Here is a 13,618-nt window from a genome sequence, read left to right on the forward strand (position 1 = left end):
CTTCATCGACAGAAATCATCATACGAGCAACGAGAAATTTGGGAAACATAATTTTTCATAGATTATTGGGAGTTACCCATGATGAAGTATAGCAGAGAAAAATAAAATATAGAATAGTTGTATGTTGTTGAGTGATTATTTGATTTTAAAAAATTCTAGGTATCAGCTATTCATCGCTTACTTTTTCAAAAAAATATTTCACAAATTGAGATGACATTTTACATTGTACTTAATTATTAGAGCGCATAGGATTTTTAGTTTCGAAGAAAAAGCTTTTTGGTTTAAGGGTACATAATTTTTAGATAGCATAGGAAAATAATGGGGGCTTTCTGACGGCTATTTAGAGCACCTAGTCGACTTGTTGAAATTTACGGGTAACTCATTAATTATTCTATTTAATCGTGTAGGAAGCGAAATAGGACTTAAATAAGATAGTATGTAGAGTAACTATGCTGATTAGATATTGATAGGATTTTAAAATTAAAGAATGGGTGTACGGTTTAATTTAAATGCATATGTGCGTCTATTATTTAGGAGGTGTGAGTTTTCAGCTGATTATGTAGCATAACAAGTAATTAAATTTATCGTAGAGGCGTCAACTAAACATGCGCGAACACCAAGCGATTAATTAAAAACTTTCAAAAATAGTCATGCTGACATTGGCATGGCTATTTTACTGGACTCAAACCGCGTACAAGTGGACTCCAATTGGATATTGCAAGACTCAATAGGACGAATAGGTGGACCTGAAGGTGCGTAATAATCGCTTAGTTCATTAAGTGAAGGAGAACTAGATTATGAAGAATAGTAATAATGAGAAGGAAAGGTACTGTTTGACTTGTGGCAAGACGATTACATCACCGACAAAAATTAGTATTTGCAAGAGTTGTATAAATCGTGGAAAGCAATTTTCTTTGGCAACTGGGTTAGGTATAGTTAAAAAGAATTCAAATAAATGACTAGTCTATTTTATGGTGTTAATTGGTGTTAACTTTATCCAAACCAATGAGTTTTTATCCTCGAATTAGTATTTTTGTAATCACTGATATAAAAGGATTAGTAGGATTTGAGTATCCTTCGTTTCTGAATATAGAATTCTCAAAACGTTAATAAATCAACACTTGCAAATCCCCCAACCACATGTGGATGGGGGATTTTACTGTATATGCGGTGCTTTAAAAACAGGGGAAAATTCACACGTAACATACAAGTAGCAGACAAATAATTTAGAGAAAAAGAAGCTGTGATTTTGGAATTAAGTTTGATACACCTGAATTATTCATACTTATTTGTCAGAACTAGCATTTATCCCGTATTAATACCGTTTACCACTCTAATCATTGTTCACCCGTTGGGTGAAGTAAAAAAGATACGAAAAGAGCACACGCTGTGATATTGTAAAGTCAACCAAAACCCAAATACCAAAAAGAGTTGTGCTCTTATATGGAAACTTTACAAGAAAAATCGCTGAAATTCAACTCAAATATGGTTGTTTCAAACGATGGAGGACAATTGTCTGGTTAAGTGAAAGAGAGTGCAAATAGACTAATCGACAACTAAATAACCCCTAAAAATTTCTGGAAAAAGTCATCCCTTGCGCCAGCAATTGACTTTTTGGAAATTTTAACGAAAACTACTTGTGATTAAAGTGACAATGTATAAAAATCATTTATTCTAAGTTTTATGCAACACTAGTGATGTACAATATAATGATTTTTTTGATTGTATGTTCGATAATATATAAGAGTTATTCAGTTATTCAGTAAAACAGTTGGATTTGTTTTGCTGTTCTTTTATAATTTTACACTTTTACAATAGAACTTGATCCTAATCAATTTTTATTTCATAGAAACATCCTATACTAGAGTCATCAACAAGGAATACAAATGAAAATGAAATTGGAGGGAATCAACATGCAAAGATATATATTAAGTAAAAAGAATTCCATTACATTGATCAGTGCAATTTTGATTGCACTTGCATTCTTCGGACGATTTTCCTTAGACAACATGGCCATTTTCAATTGGTCGCTCATCATTGCATCTATTCTTGGTGTAGCACCAATTGCGATTCAAGCCTTTCAGGCATTAAAAGTAAAAGTTGTCAGTATTGATGTGTTAGTTACCATTGCAGTAATTGGGGCAGTATTGATTCAAAATTATGAGGAATCAGCCATCGTTACTTTCTTATTCTTATTTGGTTCTTACTTGGAGCAACGTACCTTGAACAAAACACGTTCTGCCATTAAAGAATTAACAGAGCTGGCACCAGAAAGTGCTTTAAAGCAAATGGAAAATGGAGAATTTGAAGAAGTTGATGTCGATGATGTAGATGAAGGTGACATTTTATTAGTCAAAACGGGTGCAAAAGTCCCCGTAGATGGAACCGTGTTAACAGGTGAAGGTCACATCAATGAAGCAAGTATTACCGGAGAGTCTGTTCCAGTAAGCAAAAGGGTCGATTCTGAAGTATTTGCGGGAACAATCTTAGAAAATGGAACGATGCAAATTCGATCTGACCGTGTAGGGGAAGATACAACATTTGGTAGAATTATCGAATTAGTGGAAGAAGCACAGGATTCCAAATCAGAAGCAGAGCGGTTTATTGATCGATTCTCAAAATACTATACACCAGCTGTTTTAGTCCTTGGTTTTATTGTTTGGCTATTCTCAAAAGATATTGAACTAGCTATCACGATTCTTGTTTTAGGATGTCCAGGTGCATTAGTTATCGGGGTTCCTGTATCCAACGTTGCCGGTATCGGAAACGGTGCACGTAATGGTGTCCTCTTAAAAGGTAGTGAAGTTATCAATGATTTTAGCAGAGTAGATACTATCGTTTTTGATAAAACGGGAACATTGACAGTAGGAAACCCCGAAGTTGCCGAAAAAGAATTTTACGGCAACAACACTGAAGAAATTCTAGGATACTTAGCAAGTGTGGAGCGCGAATCGGACCACCCACTAGCAAAAGCTGTCTTACAGGATATTGGCGAGACAACTTTCTATACTGTTGAAGAAACCGAAGTCGTTAAAGGTGGCGGAATTGTAGCAAAAATAGGTGTTCATCGTATAGCCGTTGGTAACGTAGCTTTAATGGAAAAGGAAAATGTGAAATTAAGCGAAAAAGCTAAAAAAGATGTCGAACGCTTTGAGAAATATGGGAATTCTCTTGTGTTAACTGCGGTCGACGGAGAATTAAACGTTCTGATGGGTATTCGGGATCAAATCCGTCCAGGTGTTAAAAAAGATCTTCAAAAACTGAAAAAACTAGGGGTCAAAAACCTTGTCGTTCTTTCTGGGGACAACCAAGGAACCGTAGATTTAGTTGCTCGAGAACTTGGGTTAACAGAAGCACATGGTCATATGCTTCCAGCAGGAAAATCCGCATATATTGAAAAAATGCAAGCAAAAGGCCAACTCATTGCCTTTGTCGGTGACGGAGTGAATGATAGTCCTTCATTAGCCTTAGCAGATATCGGAATCGCAATGGGAAGTGGAACAGATGTTGCAATTGAAACATCGGATGTCGTTTTAATGAATTCTGACTTTAGTCGTTTACCACACGCATTAGGCTTAACAAAAACAACTTCAAGAAACATGAAACAGAACATCACCATAGCAGTTGGTGTGGTATTAGTCTTACTTGCCAGCCTACTATTTAGTGAATGGATGAATATGTCAATCGGGATGTTGGTTCACGAAGCAAGTATCTTAGTAGTCATCTTGAATGGTATGAGATTGCTTCGATACCGTTTGAGAGGATAAATTTAATAGAAAGCGGTCTTGACGAATGATAAAGGGGAAGTATTCAGGTAGGAAGAACAAAATACTCCCCTACTTTTTTCTTAAAACTTGATTTGCGTCAATTTCATTTCGTTGAACCTCAGCTATACTTAAATTGTAAAGAAGAAGAGGGAAAACAAAAAAATCAAAGATAAGATGAAAGGAGAAATAATTCATGCAAAAAGCAGTTATTCAATTAGAAACATTATCTTGTCCATCTTGTATGCAAAAGATTGAAAATGCGGTGAAAGGATTAAACGGGGTTAATCATGATAGCTTAAAAGTATTATTTAATGCCAGTAAAGTAAAAGTAGATTTTGATTCAGAAACGATCACCATTAACGATATCGAAAAAGCCATTGAAGACTTAGGATATCCAGTCGTCAAATCAAAAGTAAAATCGGCCTAAGACCAAAAAACCACAAGAAAGAGGGAAATAATAATGTCTGAACAAACATTTAACGAAGTAATAACAAACCATTTTGAAAAACTGGATTTATACACTACTGCGATTACACGGGCCCATGGTAAGAACCATCCAGAAGCCTTTGAAGTACGTGAATTGTTTGAAACAATTAGTGGAAAAGTAAAAGACGCAGGTACGAACAAACCTGACTTAGATGCTGAATTTGCTCAATTACGAAAAATCACAGACAACTACACCATTCCTGGAGATGTATGTGAAACGTATGCAGGCACATTCGAGATGTTATCAGAAGTAGACAAAGCATATCAGGCTTAAAAGTAACCCAAAAACAAAAGAATAAATTGGTTTACGGTCGTTAAAAAATGAAGGGGGAAATGATTTATGCAAAAAGCAACGATTCAATTAGAAACCTTATCTTGCCCATCTTGTCTCCAAAAGATTGAAAATGCGGTGAAAGGAATAAACGGTGTGAATCAAGATAGCTTGAAAGTAATGTTCAATGCAAGTAAAGTAAAAGTAGATTTTGATTCAGAAGCAGTCGTTATTAACGATATCGAAGAGGCAATTGAAGACTTAGGATATCCTGTTGTCAAATCAAAGGTAAAACCTGCTTAATCGAGTGAATAGAAAGGAAGCCTAAGATGCCCTCTTAGGCTTATTATAAAAAGGAGAGGTTATTTTGGAAAAAAACCAATGTTGTCATCACCAACATGGACATGCAGAATGTATTCGTATTGTTCCCATTTTCAACCATCTGGAAGACTCACAAATGGATTTGATTGCGGAATCTGCCAAGACACTTCATCTACAAAAAGGGGAAATGTTATTCCGTGCAGGTGAGAAAGATGATACCTTATATATTATCAATTCAGGTAAGGCTCGGATTTACCGCTTATCGGATTCTGGAAAAGAACAACTTGTTCGCATTTTAAATCCCGGTGATTTTACAGGTGAAGTCGCCATTTTCCAACCTGGAAGTATTCATGAGAACTATGCGGAAGCACTACAAAATACATCCATTTGTTTAATTAAACGAGAGGATTTACAAAAGTATTTGGTGGAATATCCGCAAATCTCATTAAAAATACTGTCAGAAGTAACGATGCGTTTGAAGGATTCTGAAAAACAAACCACACAAGTAGCGATTGAAAATGTAGAAACCCGCATTATATCCTTTTTAGCTGAGAATGTTGAAAAGGGAAGTGGCAATAGTCCAACGATTATCTTACCAATGTCCAAAAAGGATTTAGCCTCGTATCTTGGTACCACACCAGAAACAATCAGCCGTAAATTTACTACTCTAGAAGAACTTGGATTGATTAAACAGTTACCGAAAAAGAAAATTAAAATAATGGATTTAGATCAATTGTTACTTCATACTGAATAAATATAAGAGAGTAGCGTGCTATCATCTAACGGGTTAAGTTCACTCGTAGGGATTTCTGCTTGCAGTATTACAGAAGGGGCTTGTAATGCGGGTGGAAGATTTTTATTTTTTTACTGGAGATGATGAGAGGATGTATACACTATGCAGATGCAGTTTGAAATGCGGAGCACGTTTCATTACTTTATGATCGTTTTTCCTTTCGCGCTCGCCATTACATTATATATATTCACTCGATACAAAGCATTTGCAGTAAAGAGACATGTTGCCATAGCGATGGGGATAATCCTGGTAGGCATATTAGCTACCAGACAAATTTATGTTTTCAGTACCGACGGCTTGGGTCCTGAGGTTTTCCCATTCCATATCTCTCACTTTGCCAACATCCTGCTGCTTATGGTTGCGATTAATCCTGCTCGTCGTGTGATTAGCACGATTGCCTGGTGCTTGTCTGTGCCTGCAGGTCTGGCAGCCATCATATTTGCCGACGCACTGGAAACATACAGTAATGTACTTAGCATTCGAGGATTTTCCTATATTTTTGGGCATATGCTGATTGTAGCGACGGGGCTATACCTGCTGTTAACAGAGATGATCCGGATCGATCGAAGAGCCCTTTTGAAAGCTTATGGGATTGTGGTGCCGCTGTATGTATTGTCAGTTATCGTAAATAACTGGTTCACTGATATTTTTAATGAACAAGCCAATTATTTATTTACGTATACACCGGGATCGGCAGCGCCTTTAGTCTACTTGCACAGCATCGGCTCTGATATCACAGTAGCTGGAATAACAGTCAATCCAGTCTACATTCTGTCACTTACCATTATAGGAGCGGTGGTCATGTTCCTGATGTATCTGCTGGCGAAGCTTTGGTATGTCAGTCAAGATTCCAACCTTCAGAGGAAACGGGCTAACTGAAAACAGAAGAATGTCGTAAAGGAGCGATTGAAATGCAGGAGCGATCATCAACTGGACGAATCGACACGGTTTCAAAGAATATTGCGTCTTCACCGCACACGCTTTATCAGGCCTTCATCGACCCGGATTCACTAATCAAGTGGCTTCCGCCTGAAGGGATGAGAGGGGAAGTCTCCCTATTCGAACCACATGCTGGCGGAAAGTATCGACTGATTCTCTATTATGAAAAGAAAGAACAGATTACAGGAAAAACGACTATAGATTCTGATGTTTCGGAAGGGACTTTCGTTGACGTCGTGCCGGATATGAAAATCGTCATGGCAGGCGCTTTCGATTCGGAAGACCCTGACTTTGAAGGGGTGATGACGATGACCTGGTACTTTGAAGAGAATCTGGAAGGAACCAAGATTACGGTCATTGCAGAAAATGTCCCGCTCGGAATCAACAAACAGGATCATATTGACGGACTGGGTTCTTCACTGGACAATCTGGAATACTTTGTAGAAACAAGGTAGCTGTGCTTTGTTAATATACTTTATAGGTATTCTCCCAATAGACCCGTACAAAACTATGTTCGTTAAGATTATAACCGATTGTTAAATGGATTAATGTAATATTTTCGAGATATAGAGCTTAAAGACGTACATTTACAAATTTTATACAATTAATTTACGTATTATTATGGAAATCTCTCCGCGGATTAGTTATGCTGTATAAGGTGTTGCATGTGTCATTACTTATTCTTAATGACTTGGCTGTAACCCAACTATATTTTAGGAGAGATGTCATGATTTTCAAAAGCAAAACTTTTGTACTTAGTTTATTATCTTCCAGCATACTATTTTCGGCTCCGCTGGTAGTTTCGGCTGATGAAGACAACAACACAGAAGAAGGATCTGAAGTCGTCACTGTTTCATCAGAAAGTTTCGATGACTGAACGGGAAAGACTTCCAGAAACAGCTACTGTTACCTGGACCGTTGGTTTAGTTGGACTGGGATCAATTGCAACAGGCACCGCAGCTCACTTTATTAAAAAGAAAAAATAGAAAAGAAACGTATCTGTTGTGAGAATCTCAGATGAATAATTTGGAAGAACTCCTTTTCGAAGGGGTTCTTTTTTACATCTATAGTGTATAATGACATGAAAAGTAATAGATGTGCATGCATTATTTTAAGGAAAAAGGAAGAATGCCCAATGGAAATTAACAACCTCATTGAAGCTAAAACAAGGCAAGAATTAAGGCAATGGCTTGAAAACAACGCGAAGACTGCAGACTTCTGCTGGGTGATAGTAAGCATGAAGGATCAGGAGGGTGTTATCCAATACCTTGATGCAGTAGAGGAAGCCATCTGTTTTGGCTGGATTGATAGCACGATGAAGAAAACTGCTGATAATCAGTTAGCTCAAAGGTTGTCCCCAAGAAAGAAGAGGAGTACTTGGACAGAGTTAAATAAAGAACGAGCAAGAAGGCTGATTAAGCTGGGTCTGATGAAAGAAGAAGGGCTGAACAGTCTTCCTGACATGCGACCAAAGTCGTTCACTATAGACAAAGAGATCAAAGCGCTTTTGAAAGCAGACGATCAGACATACCAGAACTTCATCAATTTTCCAGAATTATACAGGCGTATCAGACTGGATACGATACAAACTTATAAAAATCAGCCTGAATTGTATATCAAACGGTTGAATAAGTTTCTTGAACAGACGAAAGAAAATAAAATGTACGGACAATGGAATGATAATGGTCGATTGATCAACTACTAATTGCTAGTTATTGTCTCAATTATTTGATTTTTTAACCTGAAAAAATGAATCTGTGCACAAGCGACATGCTGAGAAAAAAGCGTCAAAATAAAATCGTTCCTATAGTTAATCGTCTCAGTGGTCAGTAAAAAGTTCAAGACATTCTCTAATGAGATTGTCTTGAACTTTTTACGTTAGTATTGCATTTCACTCTTCCATATGTGCATGTTGTCCAAAACTGGTTGAATCCTTCATAGAGACTATATACACTGAAATTACTACAAGAGAGGGTGAGAGGATGAAGCTAAACCTAACGGAGGACAGATCATTAAAAGAGGCGGTCATTGACATTACATACAACATGTTTGATCGACGCATACAGAAAATAGTAGATACGATCAACATGGGAAATGTGAAACTGGAAGGGGTATTGAAAGATAAGCAATATTACCTCGTAAGTCACGACGTCTGCTATTTTGAAAGCGTAGATGGGCGATCCTTCATATATACTGAAAGTGACGTGTACGAGTCTAAAGAAAAGTTATATGAACTGGAAGAAAAGCTTAAAGGGACATCCTTTGTCAAAATCAATAAACAGACGCTATTAAATATGGACTATCTGGCCAGTGTGGCACCGATGGAAAACTATAGACTGGAAGCAAGCCTGAAAAATGAAGAGAAGCTGATCATCAGCCGTCATTACATGAGGGAAGTAAAAAGGTATTTAAATATTTAGTGGAGGGATTATTTATGATTAAAAATTTCATTTCGAGTTATATGAACACCATGACTTTTGTATTTTCAGTAGTCGTGCTGTTGAACGCTGCTTTGGATTACTTCCAGATTATAAATATAGGTAATGTCAGTTTGTCAGTGCTGTTACTTGCAGTCATAATCATACTTCTATGTTTGGTCTCTTACGGCACAAGTTACCTAAGCGTTAAATCAGCAAGAGTGTATCACGTGATCAATTGTGGGTTCCAATTGATTATTTTTAATTTAGTAATTAGTTTATTTGGTACTTTTGATACTTCAGTAGCGGGTTTAATGATGAACACTGTGCTATTTATTGGAATCTACTACTTGAGCGTCCAGAGAAGAAAAAGAGAACTTAGACAACTGGCTCAGGAAATCAATCACCAGTTAGCTAAATAAATTGAAGGGCAACATCTACTGTTACTATAGTTGCTAAAAATAATACCCCAATAAAACGGATGTACCAGTATCTAGGCGCACACTGGTACATCCGTTTTTAGTTTTGCTATAAAGGTGGATCCCTGATAATGCACTCATTCTTATGTGCCGGGTGAATAAGCTACACATTATCAAGTAAGACTAGTTAAAAGTAGTTCAAGCCAAGTTTAAAAGCAAGGCTATTACAACCGCTAAACTCAGTTGCTCCAACACATTCAGTAAGAATAAACTAGTGTTGTACACAATATTGTGTACAATGACAATCAATGTAAACCACGCTCTTCCCTATTGTAAACGCTTAAACATTAAGTCTACAATAAGATTATCAAAAGACGGCATTACTTTTTAAGGAGGAGTTATACATGGCAAAAGATTTTTGGCAACGGTTGGGTAAATCATTAATGACCCCCATATCATTAATAGCCGCTGCGGGTATATTTCTAGGAATAGCTGCAGTGCTGCAAAATCCAAGTATCGTTGGAGAGACATTTATTAATATGACTGCAGTTCAAAGCGTCATTGGTATTATTCGGGCACTTGCAGGAGGAATATTCGGAAACTTGCCAATACTATTTGCAGTTTCCATATCGATTGGGCTGGCTCGAAAGGAAAAGACGACAGCGGCATTTGCAGGTGTGATTGGCTTCCTGTTATTCCATATCACCATTCAGTATCTTCTGCAGGCCAATGATATCACTGCAGCAACCTATTCAGTCGATGCTTTAATGGAAACGGGATTGACTGAGTTGCAAGCTATACAAACGGCTTCTCAATACGAATTAGTTCTAGGCATCTTTACATTGAGGATGAATGTTTTTGGAGGAATCATTGTTGGTATGCTTGTATCTTATCTTCATAACACCTTTCATACCATCGACTTACCGACATCAATCAGTTTCTTTGGAGGTAAACGATTTGTTCCAATCGTTACGACTGTCAGCATTCCTTTCCTGGCTATAGTGATGTACTTTGTGTGGCCTTTCTTTGGAGCCGCAATTGAAGGAGTCGGAAACATAATCGCTCAGGCGGGTTTACTGGGAACCTTCTTATTTGGATTCCTGGAACGATTACTTATTCCAACGGGTCTTCATCATATCCTGAATCAGCTGGTTCGCTTTACACCAATTGGTGGAGTTGCAGAAATAGACGGCAATCAAGTGGTTGGAGCATTGAATATCTTCAATACCTCTCTTGCTCAAGACTCACCAGATCTTGGAGTGATGGCAGAAGCTACTCGTTTTCTTGCGCAGGGTAAGATTCCTTTCATGATATTCGGCTTACCGGCCGCAGCTTTTGCGATGGTGAAGGTAGCTTATCAGGAAAAGAAGAAGGACGTCAAAGGGTTAATGTCAGCTTCTGGTTTAGCCAGCTTCACTACAGGAATTACTGAACCTATTGAATTCTCATTTATCTTTGTTTCCCCAATTTTGTTCATCTTCAATGCTTTCATGGCAGGGTTATCCTTCATGTTGATGGATGCTCTTGGAGTAGTCATCGGTAACGTACAAGGGGGCGTCATTGATCTGTTTGTGTTCGGTATCCTCCAGGGGACTGCCACAAACTGGTTCTGGGCAGTATTAGTAGGACTCATTTACGCACCAATCTATTACTTTGTATTTAAAATAGTCATTGAAAAAAGAAGAGTACTAACTCCAGGTAGAGATGTTAATGATGATGAAATGGATATCGAGACAGATTCTAAAGTTTCAGAAGATAAATTAGGAGACGCTATTGTCAATGCCCTTGGAGGTGCCGGTAATATTCAAAGCATCGATAACTGCTTCACTCGACTAAGACTTGTATTGGAAGATACCGGTAAAGTTGACGAAGCAGGGTTAAAGAAAACTGGAGCAGCAGGTATGGTCAAAATTGATGAAACGAATTATCAAGTGATCTATGGACCGAAAGTAGAGTCCATAGCACCCAAAGTGAAAGGAGCAGCAAATTATCATGAAGAATAAAAAAAGCAGAATCGTATTAGTAGGTGGAGGATCGACATGGTCTCCGGGTATCCTTAAGGCCATGACCACACACTTAAACGAATTTCCTATTAAAGAAATAAAGCTGTATGACATCGATGCAGAACGTCAGGAAGTTATTGGAGAGTTTGCCAAGATTCTCTTTAAGGAAGAAGCACCTGAAGTGAAGGTCAGTTATACGACTGATGAAGAAGAAGCATATCGTGATGTGGACTTTGTCTTCTGTCAGATGAGAACCGGCGGCTTTGATATGCGGGAAAAAGATGAAAAAATCCCTATGAAGTATGGGGTGATCGGTCAAGAAACATGTGGGCCAGGTGGATTTGCTTATGGCTTACGTTCCATTCGAGATATGGTTCAGATGGTCAATAGTGTAAGACAGTATTCACCGGATGCTTGGATTTTGAACTATACTAATCCGGCAGCTATAGTAGCGCTGGCTTTAGACAAGATTTTCCCGGAAGAAGAGCGTATTCTTAATATATGTGATCAGCCGGTCAATTTGCTCCGTTCGTTTGCAAGCTTGATCGATTACGATGCAGATAAACTGGAGCCGGTCTATTTCGGACTTAATCATTACGGATGGTTTACTCACCTATATGATGAGGATGGAAAAGATAGAATGCCTGAAATCAAGGATATCATCTTGAACGGAGGGTTCAGACCAGTAGATGCTGAGCAGCGTGATCAGTCCTGGCTGGACACTTATGCGATGGTCGAGGATATGCTGATCGACTTTCCAGATTATTTACCAAACACGTATCTCCAGTATTACTTGTATCCTGAGTATAAGTTCTCGAAATTAGATCCGAATCGTACACGTACCGATGAAGTAAGAGAAGGGCGAGAGAAAAAGGTCTTTGAAGAATGCAGACGCATTATTGAAAATGGGACAGCCAAAGATTCTACAGTCGTTCATAACGATGCACATGGGGACATGATGGTTGAAGTGGCTGGATCGATTTTCCATAATTTACGAAAAACCTATGTCGTTATGGTCAAAAATAATGGAATTGTTTCGAATCTTCCGGACGACAGCATGATTGAAGTAGCTGCCAGTCTAACTATTAATGGCCCTCAGCCCTATGCAGTTGGACCGATTGATACTTTCTACAAAGGCCTGATCGAGTCTCAACACGGTTATGAAAAGCTGACAGTTGAAGCCTATATGGAAGGGTCCTATACCAAAGCTCTTCAAGCACTCACACTCAACCGCACGGTAGTTGATGCGAAGAAAGCTAGACAAGTCCTGGATGCTTTAATAGAGGCTAATAAGGAGTATTGGCCTGAATTAAAATAAGTAAATGACAATAAAGACGGGTGGTATATGCACCCGTCCTTATTTATGTTATGGAAGTATCGAGATGGAGATACTGTTCAATGTATTTGTCGAACAAGTAATTTGTCAAATAATGAATAGAAAAACGGTCAGTCGCATCAAGTCCATTAATTTTTAAAGGGGAACTGAATCCATATAGTTGAAGATCAGTCAGGTTAGCCAATGCATTTGAAGAAAAGCCAGTAATACTTAAAGTTTTTGCACCAGCTATTTTTGCGCGGCTAGTGGCCGCATAAACATTCGACTGATGACGTCCGCTTATACTGATTGCAATGGCGAGATCTTTTTCGCTCATGATTTGAGCATTATGCTTCATTATGTGAGGATCAATAAATGTCTGGCTTTGTTTTCCGATGATTTTCAATCGTTCGCTGAACTCTTCGGCTGGGAAGCGTGATAAGCCGACTGCAAAAAATAGTATATTATCTGCTTCATGAATAGTCCGAGTCATCTTATGAATGGCTTCTTCATTTATAAGTTGTTTTGTTTTGATTATCATATTGTCCAAAGAATAGAGTTCCCCAAGAGACGTTTGAATAGCTAAGGCTGCTAAGAAATCATCCTTGAACTGCTGGTACCCAGAAAATTCTAATTTCTGCGTTAGTCGAACGATGGTAGTTGGAGAAGTGTAGAAGTGTCCAGCTACCTCCCGTATCGTAATATCATCGAGTTGTTCACCTTGATTTAATAAGTAGGTCAGTATTTCTTCCTCATTATCATTTAAGTTCTTACGGTGCTGTTCCAATTTATCGTAAAAGCCCATATGTACACCCCTTATTCTTTTCTCTAATCTTATCAAAGAAACGAGTAGAATAATTGAAAATAGTTAAACTATAAAAAAAATA

At 38.0% G+C, this 13,618-nt stretch carries 13 protein-coding genes; 12 read left to right on the top strand and 1 reads right to left on the bottom strand.

Annotated elements, in window-relative coordinates; translation table 11 throughout:
- Positions 1-1,913 precede the first annotated feature (1,913 nt).
- The 12 genes from ABFX15_RS04500 to ABFX15_RS04555 all read left to right on the top strand — a co-directional run bounded on the left by ABFX15_RS04500 (position 1,914) and on the right by ABFX15_RS04555 (position 12,734).
- Positions 1,914-3,767 (top strand): heavy metal translocating P-type ATPase, encoded by a 1,854-nt coding sequence (locus ABFX15_RS04500; protein WP_346024301.1) that lies wholly within the window; start codon positions 1,914-1,916, stop codon positions 3,765-3,767.
- A 193-nt stretch (positions 3,768-3,960) separates the two neighbouring features.
- Positions 3,961-4,194, top strand: coding sequence for a heavy-metal-associated domain-containing protein (locus ABFX15_RS04505; RefSeq protein WP_029333960.1), 234 nt, complete (start codon positions 3,961-3,963; stop codon positions 4,192-4,194).
- Positions 4,195-4,227: 33 nt separating this feature from the next.
- The gene (locus ABFX15_RS04510) at positions 4,228-4,527 is read left to right on the top strand and encodes a hypothetical protein (RefSeq protein ID WP_026907429.1); all 300 of its coding nucleotides are present in this window, start codon (positions 4,228-4,230) and stop codon (positions 4,525-4,527) included.
- A gap of 66 nt (positions 4,528-4,593) precedes the next feature.
- On the top strand, positions 4,594-4,827 hold the full coding sequence (locus ABFX15_RS04515; RefSeq protein WP_066189344.1) for a heavy-metal-associated domain-containing protein: 234 nt from the start codon (positions 4,594-4,596) through the stop codon (positions 4,825-4,827).
- 64 nt (positions 4,828-4,891) lie between these two features.
- Complete coding sequence (locus ABFX15_RS04520) at positions 4,892-5,599, top strand: Crp/Fnr family transcriptional regulator (RefSeq protein WP_346024302.1); 708 nt, start codon at positions 4,892-4,894, stop codon at positions 5,597-5,599.
- A gap of 141 nt (positions 5,600-5,740) precedes the next feature.
- Positions 5,741-6,517: a TMEM164 family acyltransferase gene (locus ABFX15_RS04525; protein WP_346024303.1), complete on the top strand. Its 777-nt coding sequence runs from the start codon at positions 5,741-5,743 to the stop codon at positions 6,515-6,517.
- Between the two features lie 32 nt (positions 6,518-6,549).
- The gene (locus tag ABFX15_RS04530; protein WP_346024304.1) at positions 6,550-7,032 is read left to right on the top strand and encodes an SRPBCC domain-containing protein; all 483 of its coding nucleotides are present in this window, start codon (positions 6,550-6,552) and stop codon (positions 7,030-7,032) included.
- 354 nt (positions 7,033-7,386) lie between these two features.
- Complete coding sequence (locus tag ABFX15_RS04535) at positions 7,387-7,563, top strand: LPXTG cell wall anchor domain-containing protein (protein ID WP_346024305.1); 177 nt, start codon at positions 7,387-7,389, stop codon at positions 7,561-7,563.
- A 149-nt stretch (positions 7,564-7,712) separates the two neighbouring features.
- A complete protein-coding gene (locus ABFX15_RS04540) occupies positions 7,713-8,282 on the top strand; it encodes a YdeI/OmpD-associated family protein (protein ID WP_346024306.1) in 570 nt (189 codons plus the stop codon).
- A 277-nt stretch (positions 8,283-8,559) separates the two neighbouring features.
- The gene (locus ABFX15_RS04545; protein WP_091482916.1) at positions 8,560-8,997 is read left to right on the top strand and encodes a LytTR family DNA-binding domain-containing protein; all 438 of its coding nucleotides are present in this window, start codon (positions 8,560-8,562) and stop codon (positions 8,995-8,997) included.
- Between the two features lie 820 nt (positions 8,998-9,817).
- Positions 9,818-11,416: a PTS transporter subunit EIIC gene (locus ABFX15_RS04550; RefSeq protein WP_346024307.1), complete on the top strand. Its 1,599-nt coding sequence runs from the start codon at positions 9,818-9,820 to the stop codon at positions 11,414-11,416.
- Positions 11,406-12,734: a 6-phospho-alpha-glucosidase gene (locus ABFX15_RS04555; protein ID WP_346024308.1), complete on the top strand. Its 1,329-nt coding sequence runs from the start codon at positions 11,406-11,408 to the stop codon at positions 12,732-12,734. Before ABFX15_RS04550 ends, ABFX15_RS04555 begins: the two co-directional genes overlap by 11 nt.
- Positions 12,735-12,777: 43 nt before the next feature.
- On the opposite strand, the gene ABFX15_RS04560 is transcribed toward ABFX15_RS04555, so the two are convergent.
- Positions 12,778-13,536 (bottom strand): MurR/RpiR family transcriptional regulator, encoded by a 759-nt coding sequence (locus tag ABFX15_RS04560; protein ID WP_346024309.1) that lies wholly within the window; start codon positions 13,534-13,536, stop codon positions 12,778-12,780.
- Positions 13,537-13,618 lie beyond the last annotated feature (82 nt).

The sequence above is a fragment of the Alkalibacterium indicireducens genome, assembly GCF_039522005.1.
Taxonomy (GTDB): domain Bacteria; phylum Bacillota; class Bacilli; order Lactobacillales; family Carnobacteriaceae_A; genus Alkalibacterium; species Alkalibacterium indicireducens.